Origin of the sequence: Roseovarius sp. M141, assembly GCF_024355225.1 — a bacterium.
Lineage (GTDB): Bacteria > Pseudomonadota > Alphaproteobacteria > Rhodobacterales > Rhodobacteraceae > Roseovarius.
On sequence record NZ_VCNH01000008.1, the window covers coordinates 957,238 to 973,830 of the forward strand.

A 16,593-nucleotide genomic window follows, 5' to 3' on the forward strand; every position below is an offset into this window, starting at 1 on the left:
GGGCATGGCTCCGGTTTGGCAGGTGGGGGCGTTATCGCATGCAGCGGGGTTGCGTTCAATCGGCAAGCCGATGTGCAGAGCAGAGGCGCGAGATGAGTATTTGAAGAACATTGAACGATGCCGGGCGCATTGCCTGCTTTCGCCCGGCGTGGCGGCGGAGTAGTTTGAGCGCATGGATTCGGCATTGGATTTTCATAGCTTGCGGGCGCTGCTGGAGTGGCAGGTCGAACTGGGCGCCGATGAGGCGATCGGAGACGTGCCTGTCAACCGCTATGAGGTACAGGCGAAGGCGCCGCAGGTGGTGGCGCTGACGGGTGGGCCTGCCGCTAAGGTGGCGCCGGTGGCTGCCACGGGCGGGGGCGCTGTTGCGGCAGCGCGCAAGGCGGCAGAGGGCGCAGGCGATCTGGAGGAGTTGCGCGCCGCGCTGGCAGCCTATGAGCATTGCGACCTGAAGCGCGGGGCGCGCAATCTGGTGTTTTCGGATGGTGTGCCCGGCGCACGCGTGATGATCATCGGCGAGGCACCGGGTCGCGAGGAGGATCGCGCCGGGCGCCCCTTTGTCGGGCGGGCCGGGCAGTTTCTGGACCGGATGCTGGGCGCCATTGGCCTGAGCCGCGCCGAAAACGTCTATATCACCAACGTCATGCCGTGGCGCCCGCCGCAGAACGCGGACCCCAAGCCGGACGAGATCGAGATGATGCGTCCCTTTGTGGAGCGGCATGTGGCATTGGCAAAGCCCGATATACTGATCCTGATGGGCAACACGTCCTGCCAAACCGTGCTGGGCAAGCAGGGTATCACGCGGCTGCGCGGCCAGTGGGATGAGGCGTGGGGCACGCCTGCGATGCCCATGCTGCACCCGGCCTATCTGCTGCGCATGCCCGGTGCCAAGCGCGCGGCCTGGGCGGATCTGCTGGCGGTTCAGGCACGGTTGCACGAGGGCGGGGCATGATGGATCCGTGGGTTCTGCTGGCCTTCGTGCCTGCCGCGCTGGCGCTGAACCTGACGCCGGGGGCGGACATGATGTTCTGCCTTGGACAGGGCCTGCGCGGCGGCCCGCGCGAGGCGATGGCGGCGAGCGCCGGTATTTCGCTGGGATCGCTGGTGCATGTGACGCTGGCCGCACTGGGCCTTGGCGCGCTGGTGGCGGCGGTCCCGTGGCTCTTTGACGTCATTCGATGGATCGGCGTGGCCTATCTGATGTGGCTGGCGCAGGGCGCCTTGCGTGCCGGGCCGATGCGCGCCAAGGGGCGCCCGATGTCTGCGGGCCGCGCGTTCCGCGAGGGTCTGGTGGTGAACCTGACCAACCCCAAGGTGATCTTCTTCGTGCTGGCCTTCCTGCCGCAGTTCGTCGACCCTGCGCGCGCCTTGCTGCCGCAGTTCATGGTGTTCGGCGCCATTCTGGGATTTGGCGGGCTGGTCATAAACGGCGCCGTGGGCGTCTTTGCCGGCAGCCTCGGCCGCCTTGTTGCCGGGTCCGAGCGGTTCAATCGCGGGCTCGGGATCGCCTCGGCGGGGATATTCACTGCGCTGGCCCTGCGGCTGGCCATTCTGGAAAGGGCCTGACCCATGAGCCGTATTGATGAGAGCCGCGAGTTTATCCCAGTGCGCATTGCCGTGCTGACCGTCAGCGACACGCGGCAGGCCAGCGACGACCGGTCCGGTGATACGCTGGTGCAGCGGATCGAGGGGGCGGGGCATATCCTGTCGGCCCGCACTATCGTGCGGGACGAACGCGCGGAGATTGCGGCGCAGCTGCGCGCGTGGTGCGCGGATGATGCGATTGATGCGATCATCTCGACCGGGGGAACCGGCCTGACGGGCCGCGATGTGACCGTCGAGGCGCATCGCGAAGTCTATGAAAAGGAAATCGTCGCCTTCGGCACCGTCTTTACCCATGTCAGCATGGCCAAGATCGGCACCAGCGCGGTGCAGAGCCGGGCAACGGCGGGCGTCGCCATGGGCACCTATCTGTTCGCGCTGCCCGGCAGCCCCGGTGCCTGCAAGGACGCCTGGGACGAAATCCTGGCGCTGCAACTGGACTACCGTCACCGGCCCTGCAACTTTGTCGAGATCATGCCGCGTCTGGACGAGCATCAGCGCCGCAAGTGACGCGCTTGGTATTTCGGTTTGAAGGCCTATGTTAGGCCGTTGCCGCCTGCGCCGTCCGAGCGAGGACCATCCACCATCGCCCCCCGGTGCTGATCATCTACGGCGAGGTTCGCATCCCGCCAAGGGCTGCGGGGAGTCCGGCTGCGTTGGTGCTCTATGCCGGTGTTGGTGGCGCGCCTGATCAGCCTGCCGGGCAGCCTTTGATATCCACCGCCTGCCGCGCGCCTACGATGGTCAGCCGTAGTTTTGACCGATCCAGCGCAAAGGCCCGCCCGCCGGAATGGGCCAGCCGCGTCTCGGCGATCAGGCGGTCGCCCTGACGGCTGAGTTTAGGCTGCGCAATCCACAGATTCGGATCACCCGCCTCGATGACCGCCGATTCGGGTCCGCCGGTGGGCGGCAGGGTCAGCTCGGCGCGCAGGTTCAACTGGCCGTCCTTGCCGGGGGAAACGGTGCAACTGACAGCGTGCACGCCAGCCTCGGACGCGGTCAGGGGACGGTCGGCCAGCGCGGCGGCAATGCGTCCGTCGCGCGGCGCGCCTTTTGCGGGCAGATCGGCGCTGAGGCTCAGCGTCAGGGGCATGCACACATCGCGGCACACGCCCAGATCTACCGTACCGCTGAGCGTGACGCCCTTGTCGGCGTTCTGTGCCAGCACATGCAGCGGCAGCACCAGAATGTCGTGATAGCCGATGGTTACATCATCGCCCTGCTGGATACGCCGGGGCGTGGGCCAGCGGATATCGACACCGGCAAGGTTTTGCGATCCGCGCCAGTCGAAACGCGGCGGAATGCCCAGATCGCCCGGCGCGCGCCAGTACGTCTTCCACCCCGGTGCAAGGCGCAGTTCGACCGCGGCCATATGCGTACCGTCGGCCATGCGCCAGCCCGGCAGCACCCGTGCGGAGGTGACAGCGTCCATGGTCTGCGCGGCGGCGGGCAAACCGGCGCCAAGGCCCAGAGCGGCGATGAGGGGCAGGAGAATATGTTTCATACCCTTCGACATGCCCCTTGGCGCGGTAAAAGCCAACTCACATTCCGGTCAACGCGCGGCAATAGCGCCCCTTGCCTTGTCCGGCGGCAGCACCCATTCTGTAGGGTATGAAGACGCCACCAGATACCGCCTCGCCTATGATGATGGACCTGACGGGCCGCATCCTGATCGCCATGCCGGGAATGGAGGATCCGCGATTCGGCCAATCCATCGTCTATGTCTGCGCCCATTCGCCTGAGGGCGCGATGGGACTGGTCCTGAACAAGCTGGCCGACGATCTGAAGCTGAGCGATCTGCTGGAGCAGCTGGATATCGAGGCCGCCCCCGGCGCGCGCCAGATGCCCATCCATTTTGGCGGCCCGGTCGAGCATGGGCGCGGTTTCGTCCTGCACGAGGCCGGATACCGGTCGTCCATATCGACGCTGGAGGTGGACGGACAGTTTTCCATGACCGCGACGCTGGATATTCTGGAGGATATGGCCGCAGGTGAGGGGCCGGGCCACGCGCTGGTCGCGCTGGGCTATGCCGGCTGGGGTGCGGGCCAGATGGAGGACGAGATCGGGCAGAATGGCTGGCTGATCTGCGACGCCAGCACAGAGCTGATATTTCGCACGCCCAATGCTGCCAAATGGAGCGCCGCGCTGGCGGCGCTGGGGATCGACCCGCTGGCATTGTCGTCCGAGGCCGGTACGGCCTGACAGGGCAGTTTCGCCTTCGGCGAGAGTATTTTCAGAACATTGAAAGAGCCGGGCTTATCTCGGCGCGGCGGCGCGGCGCAGGCGGTCGTTTATGGCGCGCCCGAGGCCGTGGTCGGGAATCGGGGCAACTGCAATGGTGCGCGCGGTGCGGTCCATCTGGTGCAGGTGATCGAAAAGATTCGCTGCGGCCTCGGTCAGATCGCCAGTGGGCGACAGGTTCAGCGCGGCGCCATGTGTGGGTCCAAAGCCAAGCAGCACCTCATCCGGGCCTGCGCTGTCGGCGTTGAGCCGCATCGTGGCGTTGGGCGCGTAATGCGAGCCAAGCTGGCCCGGCGCGGTGATTGGGTCGCCATCGGTGTGCCGGGCCAGCGGGGCGCCGATGGCGGCCTCGATCGCCTCGGTGGGCAGGCCGCCGGGGCGCAGCAGGGTGGGGGCGCCTGTGAGGCCGATGATGGTGGATTCCACGCCGACCCCGCAGGCCCCTCCATCCAGGATTGCGGCGATGCGTCCGCCAAGGCCGCTGGCGACATGCGGGGGTCGTGTCGGGCTGATCTGTCCTGATGGATTGGCCGACGGCGCGGCCAGCGGGCCGCCGAACGCACGCAGCAGCGCCAGTGCGGTGGGGTGGGCCGGGACGCGCAGCGCGACGCTGTCCTGTCCAGCGGTGACGAGGGTCGAGAGGCCCGCATCCGCGCGCAGGGGCAGGACCAGTGTCAGCGGGCCGGGCCAGTGGATCTGTGCCAGCGTTTGGGCCATATCCGACCACACACCGTATAGCCGCGCCGTCGCGATATCCGGAACATGAACGATGAGGGGATTGAAGCTGGGGCGGCCCTTGGCCTCGAAAATGCGGGCCACCGCCATGCCGCAGCGCGCGTCGCCGGCAAGGCCGTAGACTGTTTCGGTCGGGATGGCGACCAGATCGCCGTTTGCCAGCGCTGATACTGCGTCGCTGATGCCGGCCTCATCGACGGAGAGCATGCGGGTGTGCACTTGCGTTGGAATCCTTGGGGCAATGCGGTTAGGGAGGATGCGCGCCCTGCTTAGCGCGCAGGGCTGCAATTGCCAAGAAGGAGGCTGGATATGGGGCCAGTGACGACAGGCGTAGAGCCGAGCGGCATCCGCTATCCTTGGGCGGCACCGCCCGAGATAGGCGGGGCGACGCAAATCGCGCCCGGCGTTCTGTGGATCCGGCTGCCGCTGCCGATGGCGCTGGATCATGTCAACATCTATGCGCTGGAGGATGCGGAGGGCTGGACCATCGTTGATACCGGCATCCGGTCGCGCCGGGGAATTGCCCTGTGGGAGGGGCTGCTGACCGGGCCGCTGGCCGGGCGCCCGGTGCGGCGGGTCATCCTGACGCATCATCATCCCGATCATATCGGCATGGCGGGCTGGCTGATGGAGCGCTGCGGGGCAGAGCTGCTGACCACCCGCACCGCGTGGCTGATGGCGCGCATGCTGATCATGGACGAGGAGGCGCGGCCCACGCTGCAAGCGCTGGAGCATTGGCGCCGGGCCGGCATGGACCCCGAGATATATGCGGCGCGGCAGGGTGCGCGGCCTTACAATTTCGCGGATGTCTGCGCGCCCTTGCCGGTGGGATACACGAGGTTGCAGGAGGGTGGCACGGTCAAAGCCGCCGGGCGCGTCTGGGACGTGCGCGTCGGCGGTGGGCATGCGCCCGAGCATCTGACGCTGTGGAGCCGGGACTGCAATCTGGTGATCGCCGGGGATCAGATCCTGCCCTCGATCAGCCCCAATATCGGCGTTTACGCGACCGAGCCGGAGGCCGATCCGCTGGCGGACTGGCTGGAGGCCTGCGACCGGCTGGCTACCCATGCGCGCGAGGATCATCTGGTGCTGGGGGGGCACAAGCTGCCCTTTACCGGTCTGCCCCTGCGGATGCGCCAGCTGATCGAGAACCACCACGGCGCGCTGCGGCGGCTGGAGGCGCATCTGACGCACCCGTATACGGCAGCGGAATGCTTTGTGCCGCTGTTCAAGCGCCGGATCGACGCGGGCACGTATGGTCTGGCATTGGTCGAGGCGGTTGCACATCTCAATCACTTGCATAAGCTGGGCCGGGTGACGCGCCGCCCGCGCGAGGATGGCGCGTGGCTATGGCAAGCAGTGGGAGCCGAACCATGAGCGACGAGATCAGGACAACCGCCGAGGCCGCCGAAGCGGACGCGCTGATGCCCCGCTGCCGCGAGGTGCACAAGGATGGCAGCCGTGGCAGCGTGACCAGAGATGCACCCGACAGCATCATTGATAAGCCGGTCGAGAAGAAAAGCCCGGCGCAATGGGCCTATGAGCGGCTGATCCTGTATATCCAGAACTTTGAAAAGATGCTGGATAACGAACATGAGGTCGCGATGGGGTTCGTGGGAAGCGACGCGGGCGTGTTGAAAATCGAAGGTATGGGATATTTCGATCCCGACATCATCACCTTTTACGGCAGCGACGCGGCGGGGGGCAAAACGCAGCTGGTGCAGCATGTCAACCAGCTGAGCGTGATCCTGCGCGCCCAGGCAAAACCCAAGGCGCAGGCCGAGCCGGAGCGGATCGGCTTTCGTCTGGCGGCGGAACTGGACAAGGACTAGGCCCCGGTGCTGCTTTCATGGTGACAGCATTGCAAGATTACAGTATCGCGTCTTGCATTCGATCCGGGGCAACTGATTGACCGGAAAACGCCCGAGACGCTTGCGCATCGCACCTGTTTCGCCATAATTCCAGATTGAGAATTCTGGCAAGACGCTATAACCAGCCGGGGAATTCGGCACGCAGAGGACGGAACTTCACATGGCTGAGCACTATAAACATGGTGAGATGGATACCGCGGTCCAGGAGAAGACCTTTGACGGCTTTATGAAATGGGTCGTGCGCGTCGCCATCGTTTCAATCTGCGTTCTGATCTTCATGGCGCTGGTCAACGCCTGAACTGCCCGCCTTGCGGCGCGACGGAGGGGCCAGATGCGCTTTTTCATACTGGCCCTCTGCGGCATCCTTGCGCTTGCCGGTTGCGCCGCGCCGCCGGGTGTCTGGGCCACGGACGAGGCGGTTGAGCGCGCAGCCTACCGCCATGACGGGCCGCCGCGTCTGACGCTGTTCACAATGCTGAACAACAAGACGGGGACGGGGGCACATACGTCGCTGATGATCAATGGCCAGCAGCGGGTGATCTGGGATCCCGCGGGATCGTTCAAACATGAGACGATTCCCGAGCGCAACGACGTGATCTTTGGCGTGACGCCCCCGGTCGCCGATGTCTATACCCGGTTTCATGCGCGCAAGACCTTTCATGTGCAGATTCAGGAATTGGACGTGACGCCGGACGTGGCTGAACGGGCAATGCAACTGGCCCTTGGATATGGCGCCGTGCCGCAGGCGTACTGCGCGCGCAGTACGTCGGGTATTCTGGCGCAATTGTTCCCCGGCAAGATCAGCCAAACATGGCGCCCCAAGACGCTGGCCGCCGAATTTGGCGCGTTGCCGGGCGTCAGGGAGCAGGTGCTCTATGAATATGATGGCGACGACAATTCCAAGGTGCTGGCCCAGTGGGATCCGTCCAAGGTCTGACCGGGCCTGACGTTTCAGTTATCCGGCGGAATGCGCGGGGCGCATGCGGTATGTCTCGGCCCCTGCGGGCCTCGGGACTGGCGCGTGGGCGGGTGACGCGGAATGGCTTATGCCGGTGCAGGCTGCGCGGGCGGGAGCGCGCCGCGCGTGAGTATTTTCAGGAACGATGAAAGTGGGGCGTATTCGCCCGAGGGCCATCCGCCGCGCCTTGGTTGGGCGGCGGATGCGGAGTGTTTCAACCGAAGACCTTGGTCAGGCCCTTGTCTGTGGCTGTGATCAGTTCGTCAATGTCGTCCTTGGTGGCGATCAGCGCGGGTGAGTAGCACAGCGTGTTGTTGAACCCCGGCAGAGAGCGGTTGGTCATGCCGATGATGACGCCCTGCGCCATGCAGTCGCCGGTGACGGCGGCGACGGATTTTTCGTCCATCGGCTCCTTCGTGCTGCGGTCCTTGACCAGCTCGGCGCCGAGGAACAGGCCCTTGCCGCGCACATCGCCGATGACTTCGTGCTTGTCCTTGAGGGCGCGCAGCTGGTCCAGCATGTAGTCGCCCATCTTGACCGTGTTTTCCAGAAGGCCTTCTTCTTCGATGATATCCATGTTCTCCAGCGCCGCCGCCGGGCCGGCCGTGCAGCCGCCGAAGGTGGAGATGTCGCGGAAGTAGTTCATCGGATCGCTCGCATCGTCCTTGAACATGTCAAAGACCCTTTCGGAGGTGACGCAGCAGGCGATGGCGGCGTAGCCGGAGGCGACGCCCTTGGCCATGGTCACGAAGTCCGGCTCGATCCCGTAATGCTGATAGCCGAACCATGTGCCAGTGCGCCCGAGGCCGCAGACGACCTCGTCGATATGCAGCAGGATATCGTATTTGCGGCAGATTTCCTGCACGCGGGGCCAGTAGCCTTCGGGCGGGACGATCACGCCGCCGCCTGCCGTCACCGGCTCGAGGCAGATGGCGCCGACGGTGTCGGGGCCTTCGCGCAGGATGACCTCTTCGATGGCGTTGGCGGCGGCCAGCCCGTAAGCCTCGCCGCTCAGATCCCCCCAGCCTTGGTCGTGCGCGCGGTATTCGAGGCAGTGCGGCACTTCGACGAAGCCGGGGGTGAAAGGACCGTATTGCGCGTTACGCTCGGGCTGGCCGCCGGCCGACAGGCAGGCGATAGTGGTGCCGTGATAGTCGCGCTCGCGGTAGAGGATCTTGTGCTTTTTGCCGCCATGGCGCTTGTGCGCGATCTGGCGGACCATCTTGAACGCCTTTTCATTCGCCTCGGACCCGGAGTTGGTGTGGTAGACGCGGGTGAGGCCGGGCATCTTCTCGATCAGACGCTCCGAGAACATCGCGCCGGGGATCGACCCGGCGGAGCCTGCGAAATAGTTCAGCTTGATCAGCTGGTCGCGCACCGCGTTGGCGATCCGTTCGCGCCCGTAGCCGACATTGACGGTCCAGACGCCGCCGGAGACACCATCCAGATGCTCCTTGCCGTTCTGGTCCCAGACGCGCATGCCTTTGCCTTCGACGATAACGCGGGGGTCCGACGTCTCGTAGGGTTTGTGTTGGCTCAGGTGATGCCAAACATGGGCGCGGTCGGCTGCGACGACCTTTTCGATATCGTTATCCAGAAACTTGCCGTCCATGACGAACCTCCATCGTGTTGCGGCCCGGCAGCGACAGCGCCGGGGAAGGGCATATGCTGGTCAGTATAACATCCGAGGACGGGCTTTGGCGATAGGTCCAAACGGTGGCCATGCATCAGACCAGATGTCAGCCTTGGGGCAGTTCCGCCGATGGGATGAGGCCAAAGAACATCCCGTCCGACCACAGGCCGAACCAGCCCTCGTGATGCGCGCCGATCTCGACCAGACGGTAAAAGCTCTTGCGGTCGATCAGCGCTTCCAGATTGGCGCGGACCAGAACGTAGGGCGATGGTTCGCCTGTTTCGGGGTCGCGCTCCACGCGAATCGGAGCGTCCGGGCCTGCGATCGTGCTGTCACCGACATTGGTCAGGAAGGTCAGGCGCTGATCCGTGCCTGTGCCATCCACCTCGAAATCGACGGCGACAAAGGGGGCGTCGTCAACGGTGATGCCGACCTTTTCGACAGGCGTGACGAGGACGTAATCATCGCCGTCCTTGCGCAGGATCGTCGAGAAAAGCCGCACCAGTTCCGGCCGCCCGATGGGCGTGCCTAGGTAGAACCACGTGCCGTCCCGCGCGATGCGCATATCCAGATCGCCGCAGAACTCGGGGTTCCATGTGTCGACCGGGGGCAGGCCGCGGCCCTTTTGTGCGGCCTTGACGGCAGCGGCGATGCCTTCTGCGGAGGGGGCTGCAGAGGGGGGGGGTGACGCTGTCGTGATCTTGTTTTCGCTCATTGCTTTTGCCATTTCCGCGCTGCGCTATACACTCAGTTCGATGATATAGCCCAAGCCGGAGAATTTCCATGACTGATAGCGCCGATCTGGTCGCCAAGATAGACGCGCTGCAAGGGCGGCTGGCCGAGGCGCGCAGTTCGATCACCCGCCGTTTCATCGGGCAGGAGCGGGTCGTCGACCTGGCGCTCGCCGCGCTGCTGTGTGGTGGTCACGGGTTGCTGGTGGGCCTGCCGGGGCTGGGCAAGACGCGGCTGGTGGAAACGCTGGGCGTGGTGATGGGGCTGCGGTCAAACCGTGTGCAATTCACGCCCGACCTGATGCCGGCCGATATTCTGGGGTCCGAGGTGCTGGAGACCGGCGCCGATGGCAGCCGGGCGTTCAAGTTCATCGAAGGCCCGATCTTTTGCCAGCTTCTGATGGCGGATGAAATCAACCGCGCCAGTCCGCGCACGCAATCGGCGCTGCTTCAGGCGATGCAGGAGCGGCAGGTGACGGTCGCGGGCCAGAACCGCCCGCTGGAGGCGCCGTTTCACGTTCTGGCGACGCAAAACCCGATCGAGCAGGAGGGCACCTATCCCCTGCCCGAGGCGCAGCTGGACCGGTTTCTGGTGCAGATCGACGTGCCCTATCCAGAGCGCAGCGCCGAGCGGGACATCCTGCTGGCCACGACCGGCGTGGCCGAGGAGGCGGCGCATGCGGTGTTTTCCGCGACCGAATTGATCGCGGCGCAGACTCTGCTGCGCCGGATGCCGGTGGGCGAGGGTGTGATGGACATGATCCTGGACCTCGTGCGCGCCTTCCGGCCAGATCAGCCGGATGCGTCGGATCGCGTGCAGGACAGCGTGGCATGGGGCCCCGGCCCGCGCGCGGCGCAGGCGCTGATGCTGACGGTGCGCGCGCGGGCGCTGCTGCAAGGGCGGCTGGCCCCCAGCGCCGAGGATGTGGCGGACATGGCGCAGCCGGTGCTGATTCACCGCATGGCGCTGAATTTCGCGGCGCGCGCGCGGGGCGACAGCCTGAGCGCGCTGATTGTCGATACGGTTGCCGTGATGGACCGGACGCAGGCCGCCGCGTGACCCAAACTGCCGCCCCCTCGGCCAGATTGCGCGCCCGGGCGGAGGCCGAGGCGGCGCGTCTGCCCGCGCTGCTGGCGCGGGCGCGGCATCTGGCGGGGTCGGTTCTGCTGGGCCAGCACGGGCGCAGGCGGGCGGGGCTGGGCGATGATTTCTGGCAATACCGCGCAGTGCGGGAGGGCGACCAGCGCCGCCACATTGACTGGCGCCGTTCGGCGCGCAGTGACGTCGAATTCGTGCGCGAGCGGGAATGGCAGATCGCCCAGACGGTGATGCTGTGGGTCGATGGCGCGGCGTCAATGCGGTTCTCCAGCGACAGGAACCTGCCGGAGAAGGCCGATCGCGCGCAGCTTCTGGCGCTGGCGGCGGCGATTCTGCTGGACCGGGGGGGCGAGCGTGTGGGCCTGACCGGCCACGTCCTGCCACCGCGCCGGGGCGCTGCGCAGATCGCGCGGCTGGCCGGGATGCTGGCCGGCGGGCAGGACGGGGCGCAGGACGCGGGCGACTATGCCGCCCCTGATGCGCGCGGCTTGCCGCCGCAGGGGCACGCGATCTTTGTGTCAGATTTTCTGGGTGATTTCGGAGGCATCCGCGCCGCCCTGACCGGCGCCGCCGACCGCGGTGTGCGCGGCGCGCTGATGCAGGTGCTGGACCCGGCCGAAGAGGCGTTTCCCTATCGCGGCCGCGCCATTTTCGAATCCATCGGCGGCACGCTGTCGCATGAGACGCTGAGGGCTGACGACCTGCGGGACCGCTATCTGTCCCGTCTGGCCGAGCGCAAGGACGCCCTGCGCCGCCTGTGCGCCGTAACGGGGTGGCAGTATTTCTGCCACCATACGGATGCCTCGGCGGAGTCTGCGCTGTTGTGGCTTTATTCTGCGCTCGGTGCGGCGCGATGACCCTGGGCGCCATAGGGTTCACCGCGCCGTGGCTGTTGGTCGCGCTGGCGCTGCTGCCGGTTCTGTGGGTTCTGCTGCGCGCCGTGCCGCCGGCGCCGATCCGGCGCAGGTTTCCGGGGGTTGCGCTGCTGCTTGGCCTGCGGGACGAAGATAGCGCGGCGGATCGCACGCCATGGTGGCTGCTGTTGCTGCGCATGTTGGCGCTGGCGGCCGTGATCATCGCCATGGCCGGACCGGTGCTGAATCCGCGCGGCGCGAGCGAGGGGCGCGGCACCGGCAAGCTGCTGGTGATTATGGATGCCAGCTGGGCCAGCGCCCGCGACTGGCAGGCGCAGCGCGATCTGCTGGACACCGCGTTGGCCGAGGCCGGGCGCGATGGCCGCCCCGTCGCGCTGATGCGCCTGAGCGACCCGCAGCCGCCCGAATTTCAGGCGGCGGGCGCATGGCGTAACCGTCTGGCGGGGCTGGAACCCGCCGCCTGGGCGCCAACGGTTGATATGATGACGCGCACCGCCGATCTGCTGGAAGGGCGGGAGTTCGACACGCTGTGGCTGTCGGATGGTCTGGCGCATGAGGGGCGGTTGGACCTGCTCGGGGCGCTGGAGGCGCGCGGCACCGTCACCATCCACCAGACGGCTCAGCCGCTTCTGGCGCTTATCCCGGCGCGGGCTGGGGATGGCGCGCTGGAACTGACGGCGCAGCGCCTTGCCCCCGGCGGGGCGCGGCAGGTGACGGTGCTGGCCCATGGGCGCGATCCGTCGGGCACGCCGCGCGTGCTGGCCACGCTGCCGCTGACCTTTGCACAGGGCGCAGCGCAGGCCACCGGCGCGCTGACCTTGCCGGGCGAGCTGCGCGCGCGGCTGACCCGGTTCGAGATCGCAGGGCAAGGCCATGCCGGCGCCGTCGCGCTGAGCGATGACAGCCTCAGGCGGCGCGAGGTCGCGCTGATCGCCGGGCGCGATGACCGCGAAGGGCCGGAGCTGCTGTCGCCGTTGCACTACCTCGAACGCGCGCTGGCACCTAGTGCCGCGTTGATGGGCGGTGCGCTGATGGATGTGCTGCCCGCAAATCCTGACGTGATCGTTCTGGCCGATGTCGCGACCCTGTCGCAGGCCGAGGAAACCGCCCTGCTGGACTGGACCGATGCGGGTGGCATGCTGCTGCGCTTTGCCGGGCCGCGCCTTGCCGCCAGCGACGTGTCGCGCAGCGAAGAGGACGCGCTGATGCCCGTGCGCCTGCGCAAGGGGGGTCGCAGTGTCGGCGGCGCGATGAGCTGGGGCGCGCCCAAGGCGCTGGCACCCTTTGCCGAGGACAGCCCGTTTGCCGGGCTTGCCGTTCCGGACGACGTGACGGTCAGTAGCCAGGTCATGGCCCAACCGGATCCGACGCTGGCCGCCCGCGTCATCGCGCAGCTGGGGGACGGCACGCCGCTGGTCACGCGCAAGCGGATCGGGCAGGGGCAGGTAGTGCTGTTTCACGTCACTGCTAACGCGGAATGGAGCAGTCTGCCCCTGTCGGGCCTTTTCGTGCAAATGCTGGAGCGGCTGGCGATCTCCTCGGGCGCCGCCGCGCCCGTGGCCGAGGATCTGGCCGGGACCACGTGGCAGGCGGTGCAGGTGCTGGACGGGTTCGGCACCTTGCGCGATGCGGGCACCCTGCCGGGTGTTGCGGGCGAGGCATTGCTGGATGCGCCGCTCGGCCCCAATCTGCAACCGGGGCTCTACGAAGGCGAGGATCGGCGTATCGCGCGCGGCGTACTGGGCGCGGACGATACGCTGGCCCCTGCGGACTGGCCTGCGGGGGCCGACGTTCAGGGGCTGACACGCGCGGCTGAAACCCCGCTGTCCGGTTGGCTGCTGGCGGCCGCCTTGGTGCTGCTCAGCGCCGATATCGTCGCCGCGCTGGCGCTGTCGGGACGTCTGTTGCCGGTGCGCGGGGCTGCGATCCTTGCTCTGGTTCTTGCGCTGCCGGATCCCTCTGCCGCCCAAGGCCGCCCGGCACAGGCGCTGGCCGACGAGGTGACGCTGGCGCATGTGCTGACCGGCGACACCGCGCTGGACGATCTGGCCCATGCCGGGCTGCGCGGCCTTGGCGAGACGCTGTTTTATCGCACCACTGTGGAGCCGGGCGCGCCCGAGGGAGTCGATCTGGAAACCGACGAGCTGGCGTTTTTCCCACTGCTCTACTGGCCGATCACGGCCGCGCAGCCCACCCCGTCGGACGCGGCCTATGCCAAACTGAACGCCTATCTGCGCAGCGGCGGTCTGATCTTGTTCGACACGCGCGACGCCGATATCGCGGGCTTTGGTGCGGCGTCGCAAAACGGCGCGCGGCTGCAACGGCTGGCCGCGCCGCTGGATATCCCCCCGCTGGAGCCTGTGCCGGGCGATCACGTGCTGACGCGCACATTCTATCTGCTACAGGATTTTCCGGGCCGCTATGCCGGCCGCCCCGTCTGGGTCGAAGCGTCGCCCGAGGATGCGCAACTGGCCCCCGGCATGCCGTTTCGCGATCTCAACGATGGTGTGACGCCGGTGGTGATCGGTGGCAATGACTGGGCCTCCGCGTGGGCCGTGGACGACAATGGCGCGCCGATGCGCCCGGTCGGACGCGGCTATACCGGAGAGCGGCAGCGCGAGATGGCGCACCGCTTTGGCGTCAATCTGGTGATGCATGTGCTGACCGGTAACTACAAATCCGATCAGGTGCATGTCCCGGCCCTTCTGGACAGGCTGGGCCAATGACGGGCAGCATCCTGTTCGATCCGGTCCTGCCGGTCTGGATCATCGCCTGCCTTGGCGGCGTGGCGCTGGCTGCGTTGGCGCTGGCGGCGTGGCGGGGCCTGTCGGGCTGGGCGCTGCGCGGCCTTGGCGTCGCGGTGATACTGGCGGCGCTGATGGGGCCGACCCTCAGCCGCGAGGACCGCGAGGATCTGACCGACATCGCCATCGTGGTCGAGGATGCCAGCGCCAGCCAGCGGCTGGGCGATCGCGCGGACATGACGGGCCAGGCGGCGGATGCGCTGGAAGCGCGGTTGACCGCGCGCGGGGTCGAGGTGCGCCGGGTCAGTGTGGCCGACGGCACTGACGACAGCGGCACACAGTTGATGACCGCGCTGGCCGAAGCATTGGCGAGCGAACCGCAGGGGCGCATCGCGGGGACGTTCCTGCTCAGCGACGGGCGCCTGCATGATCTGGAGCGCGCGCCGACCCTGCCCGCGCCGCTGCACCTGCTGCATACGGGCCGCGCGACGGATTGGGACCGCCGCCTGATTGTCGAGGGTGCGCCGGCCTTCGCCATTCTGGACGAGGAAATCACCCTGACCCTGCGGATCGAGGATAGCGGCGCCGCGCCCGAGGGTATGGGCGAGGTGCCGCTGGATATCTCCATCGACGGCGCGGCGCCGCAGCGCTTTGCCGTGCCGGTCGGACGCCCTATCGAGCTGCCCCTCGCGCTGCCGCATGGCGGGCGCAATGTGCTGGAATTTGCCACGCCCGAAGCGGAGGGCGAACTGACCGCGCGAAATAATACAGCGTTGGTACAGATCAACGGCGTGCGCGACCGATTGCGCGTCCTGCTGGTGTCGGGCGAGCCGCATGCAGGCGGGCGCACGTGGCGTAACCTGCTGAAATCGGACAGTTCCGTCGATCTGGTGCATTTCACCATCCTGCGCCCCCCCGACAAGCAGGACGGCATCCCGGTCGACGAATTAAGCCTGATCGCCTTTCCCACGCGCGAGCTGTTTCTGGAAAAGATCGACGATTTCGACCTGATTATCTTTGATCGTTACAAACGGCGCGGCATCCTGCCTGCGCTCTACCTCCAGAACGTGGCGGATTACGTGCAGAAGGGCGGCGCAGTCCTGTTTGCCGCCGGGCCGGATTTCGCCGGGGCAAACAGCCTCTACCGCTCGCCACTGGAGGCGATCGTGCCCGCACGCCCCACGGCCCGCGTGGTCGATCAGGCGTATCGTCCTGCCATAACGGATCTGGGGCAAAAGCATCCGGTGACTGCCGGTCTGGAGGACATGCATGACGGCAAATGGGGCCGCTGGCTGCGCCAGATCGAGGTCGACGCGCCGAAGGGCGACGTGCTGATGTCGGGTGCCGGGGACCGCCCGCTGCTGATGCTTGCCCGCGTCGGTGAGGGGCGCGTATCGCTGCTGGCGTCGGACCACGCGTGGCTGTGGAACCGCGGCTATGAGGGAGGCGGGCCGCAGCTGGAGCTGCTGCGCCGCCTTGCCCACTGGATGATGAAAGAACCGGAACTGGAGGAAGAGGCGCTGTGGGCCGAGGCGACGGGCCAGCGCATGCGCATCATTCGCCGGTCGCTGGGCGCGGACGCCAGAGATGTCACGATCACCGCGCCGGATGGCAGCGAGGTGACCTTGCCGTTGGAGGAGGTCGCGCCGGGCCGGTTCGAGGCACAGTATGACGGCCCGCAGATCGGGCTGTATCGTCTGATCAGCGGCGACCAGAGCGCGGTCATCGGCCTTGGCCCCGCCGCGCCGGTAGAGTTCGAACAAACCATCGCCAGCGGCGCGGCGCTGGCACCGCTGATCGCGGGCGCGAATGGCGCCGTCCGCGCCATCGAGGATGGCGTGCCAAACATTCGCGCGGTGCGTGAGGGGCGCCCTGCCGCAGGGCGCGACTGGCTGGGGATCACGCCGCGCGGCGCTTATGTGACGCAAAGCGTGACGCAGACCGCCTTGCTGCCCGCGTGGCTGGTGTTGATACTGATCGCCGCATTGGTGACGGGCGCGTGGCTGCGCGAAGGGCGGCGTTAGGCGGGCGGCGACCCTTGGCAAACTTAGCTGCCCAGCGTTTTTTTGACTGATGATCGGGGCGCCTTGAAGCAAAAATTATG

At 67.0% G+C, this 16,593-nt stretch carries 16 protein-coding genes; 12 read left to right on the forward strand and 4 right to left on the reverse strand.

The features are described from left to right. Window positions 1-172 precede the first annotated feature (172 nt). The 3 genes from FGD77_RS08775 to moaB are packed head-to-tail and all read left to right on the forward strand — an operon-like array spanning window position 173 to window position 2,112. Entirely contained in the window at window positions 173-952 is a 780-nt protein-coding gene (locus tag FGD77_RS08775; protein WP_255008593.1) for a uracil-DNA glycosylase family protein, read from the forward strand. Continuing rightward, window positions 949-1,566, forward strand: a complete 618-nt coding sequence (locus FGD77_RS08780; protein ID WP_255008595.1) for a LysE family translocator — start codon at window positions 949-951, stop codon at window positions 1,564-1,566. The genes FGD77_RS08775 and FGD77_RS08780 overlap by 4 nt, the downstream gene beginning before the upstream one ends. A 3-nt stretch (window positions 1,567-1,569) precedes the next feature. Continuing rightward, the gene (gene moaB / locus FGD77_RS08785; RefSeq protein ID WP_255008597.1) at window positions 1,570-2,112 is read left to right on the forward strand and encodes a molybdenum cofactor biosynthesis protein B; all 543 of its coding nucleotides are present in this window, start codon (window positions 1,570-1,572) and stop codon (window positions 2,110-2,112) included. A gap of 181 nt (window positions 2,113-2,293) precedes the next feature. Here the strand turns inward: moaB and FGD77_RS08790 are convergent, their stop codons facing one another. After that, complete coding sequence (locus tag FGD77_RS08790; protein WP_255008599.1) at window positions 2,294-3,106, reverse strand: protein-disulfide reductase DsbD domain-containing protein; 813 nt, start codon at window positions 3,104-3,106, stop codon at window positions 2,294-2,296. Between the two features lie 107 nt (window positions 3,107-3,213). Here FGD77_RS08790 and FGD77_RS08795 point away from each other — a divergent pair, with 107 nt between their 5' ends. Next, complete coding sequence (locus FGD77_RS08795) at window positions 3,214-3,804, forward strand: YqgE/AlgH family protein (RefSeq protein WP_255008602.1); 591 nt, start codon at window positions 3,214-3,216, stop codon at window positions 3,802-3,804. Between the two features lie 54 nt (window positions 3,805-3,858). Here FGD77_RS08795 and FGD77_RS08800 read toward each other — a convergent pair whose 3' ends face one another. Beyond that, on the reverse strand, window positions 3,859-4,785 hold the full coding sequence (locus FGD77_RS08800; RefSeq protein ID WP_255014155.1) for an L-threonylcarbamoyladenylate synthase: 927 nt from the start codon (window positions 4,783-4,785) through the stop codon (window positions 3,859-3,861). A gap of 102 nt (window positions 4,786-4,887) precedes the next feature. Here FGD77_RS08800 and FGD77_RS08805 point away from each other — a divergent pair, with 102 nt between their 5' ends. From FGD77_RS08805 to FGD77_RS08820, 4 genes are all read left to right on the forward strand, one after another. Beyond that, complete coding sequence (locus FGD77_RS08805; RefSeq protein WP_255008604.1) at window positions 4,888-5,955, forward strand: MBL fold metallo-hydrolase; 1,068 nt, start codon at window positions 4,888-4,890, stop codon at window positions 5,953-5,955. Next, a complete protein-coding gene (locus FGD77_RS08810) occupies window positions 5,952-6,410 on the forward strand; it encodes a DUF6173 family protein (RefSeq protein WP_255008606.1) in 459 nt (152 codons plus the stop codon). The genes FGD77_RS08805 and FGD77_RS08810 overlap by 4 nt, the downstream gene beginning before the upstream one ends. Window positions 6,411-6,609: 199 nt before the next feature. After that, window positions 6,610-6,747, forward strand: a complete 138-nt coding sequence (locus tag FGD77_RS08815; protein ID WP_255008608.1) for an aa3-type cytochrome c oxidase subunit IV — start codon at window positions 6,610-6,612, stop codon at window positions 6,745-6,747. A gap of 33 nt (window positions 6,748-6,780) precedes the next feature. After that, the gene (locus FGD77_RS08820) at window positions 6,781-7,386 is read left to right on the forward strand and encodes a hypothetical protein (RefSeq protein ID WP_255008610.1); all 606 of its coding nucleotides are present in this window, start codon (window positions 6,781-6,783) and stop codon (window positions 7,384-7,386) included. Window positions 7,387-7,621: 235 nt separating this feature from the next. Here the strand turns inward: FGD77_RS08820 and FGD77_RS08825 are convergent, their stop codons facing one another. Then, window positions 7,622-9,019 (reverse strand): aspartate aminotransferase family protein, encoded by a 1,398-nt coding sequence (locus FGD77_RS08825; RefSeq protein WP_255008612.1) that lies wholly within the window; start codon window positions 9,017-9,019, stop codon window positions 7,622-7,624. A gap of 127 nt (window positions 9,020-9,146) precedes the next feature. Continuing rightward, window positions 9,147-9,755, reverse strand: coding sequence for a DUF1285 domain-containing protein (locus tag FGD77_RS08830; RefSeq protein WP_255008623.1), 609 nt, complete (start codon window positions 9,753-9,755; stop codon window positions 9,147-9,149). 68 nt (window positions 9,756-9,823) lie between these two features. On the opposite strand from FGD77_RS08830, the gene FGD77_RS08835 reads away from it, so the two are divergent. From FGD77_RS08835 to FGD77_RS08850, 4 genes are read left to right on the forward strand one after another with little or no spacing between them, the layout of a single operon-like run. Next, on the forward strand, window positions 9,824-10,831 hold the full coding sequence (locus FGD77_RS08835) for a MoxR family ATPase (protein WP_255008625.1): 1,008 nt from the start codon (window positions 9,824-9,826) through the stop codon (window positions 10,829-10,831). Next, window positions 10,828-11,727 carry a DUF58 domain-containing protein gene (locus FGD77_RS08840; protein WP_255008627.1) on the forward strand — a complete coding sequence of 300 codons (900 nt, stop codon included), beginning with the start codon at window positions 10,828-10,830 and terminating at the stop codon, window positions 11,725-11,727. The genes FGD77_RS08835 and FGD77_RS08840 overlap by 4 nt, the downstream gene beginning before the upstream one ends. Next, on the forward strand, window positions 11,724-14,471 hold the full coding sequence (locus FGD77_RS08845; RefSeq protein WP_255008629.1) for a DUF4159 domain-containing protein: 2,748 nt from the start codon (window positions 11,724-11,726) through the stop codon (window positions 14,469-14,471). The genes FGD77_RS08840 and FGD77_RS08845 overlap by 4 nt, the downstream gene beginning before the upstream one ends. Next, window positions 14,468-16,513, forward strand: a complete 2,046-nt coding sequence (locus FGD77_RS08850) for a hypothetical protein (RefSeq protein ID WP_255008631.1) — start codon at window positions 14,468-14,470, stop codon at window positions 16,511-16,513. The genes FGD77_RS08845 and FGD77_RS08850 overlap by 4 nt, the downstream gene beginning before the upstream one ends. Window positions 16,514-16,593: the final 80 nt, after the last annotated feature.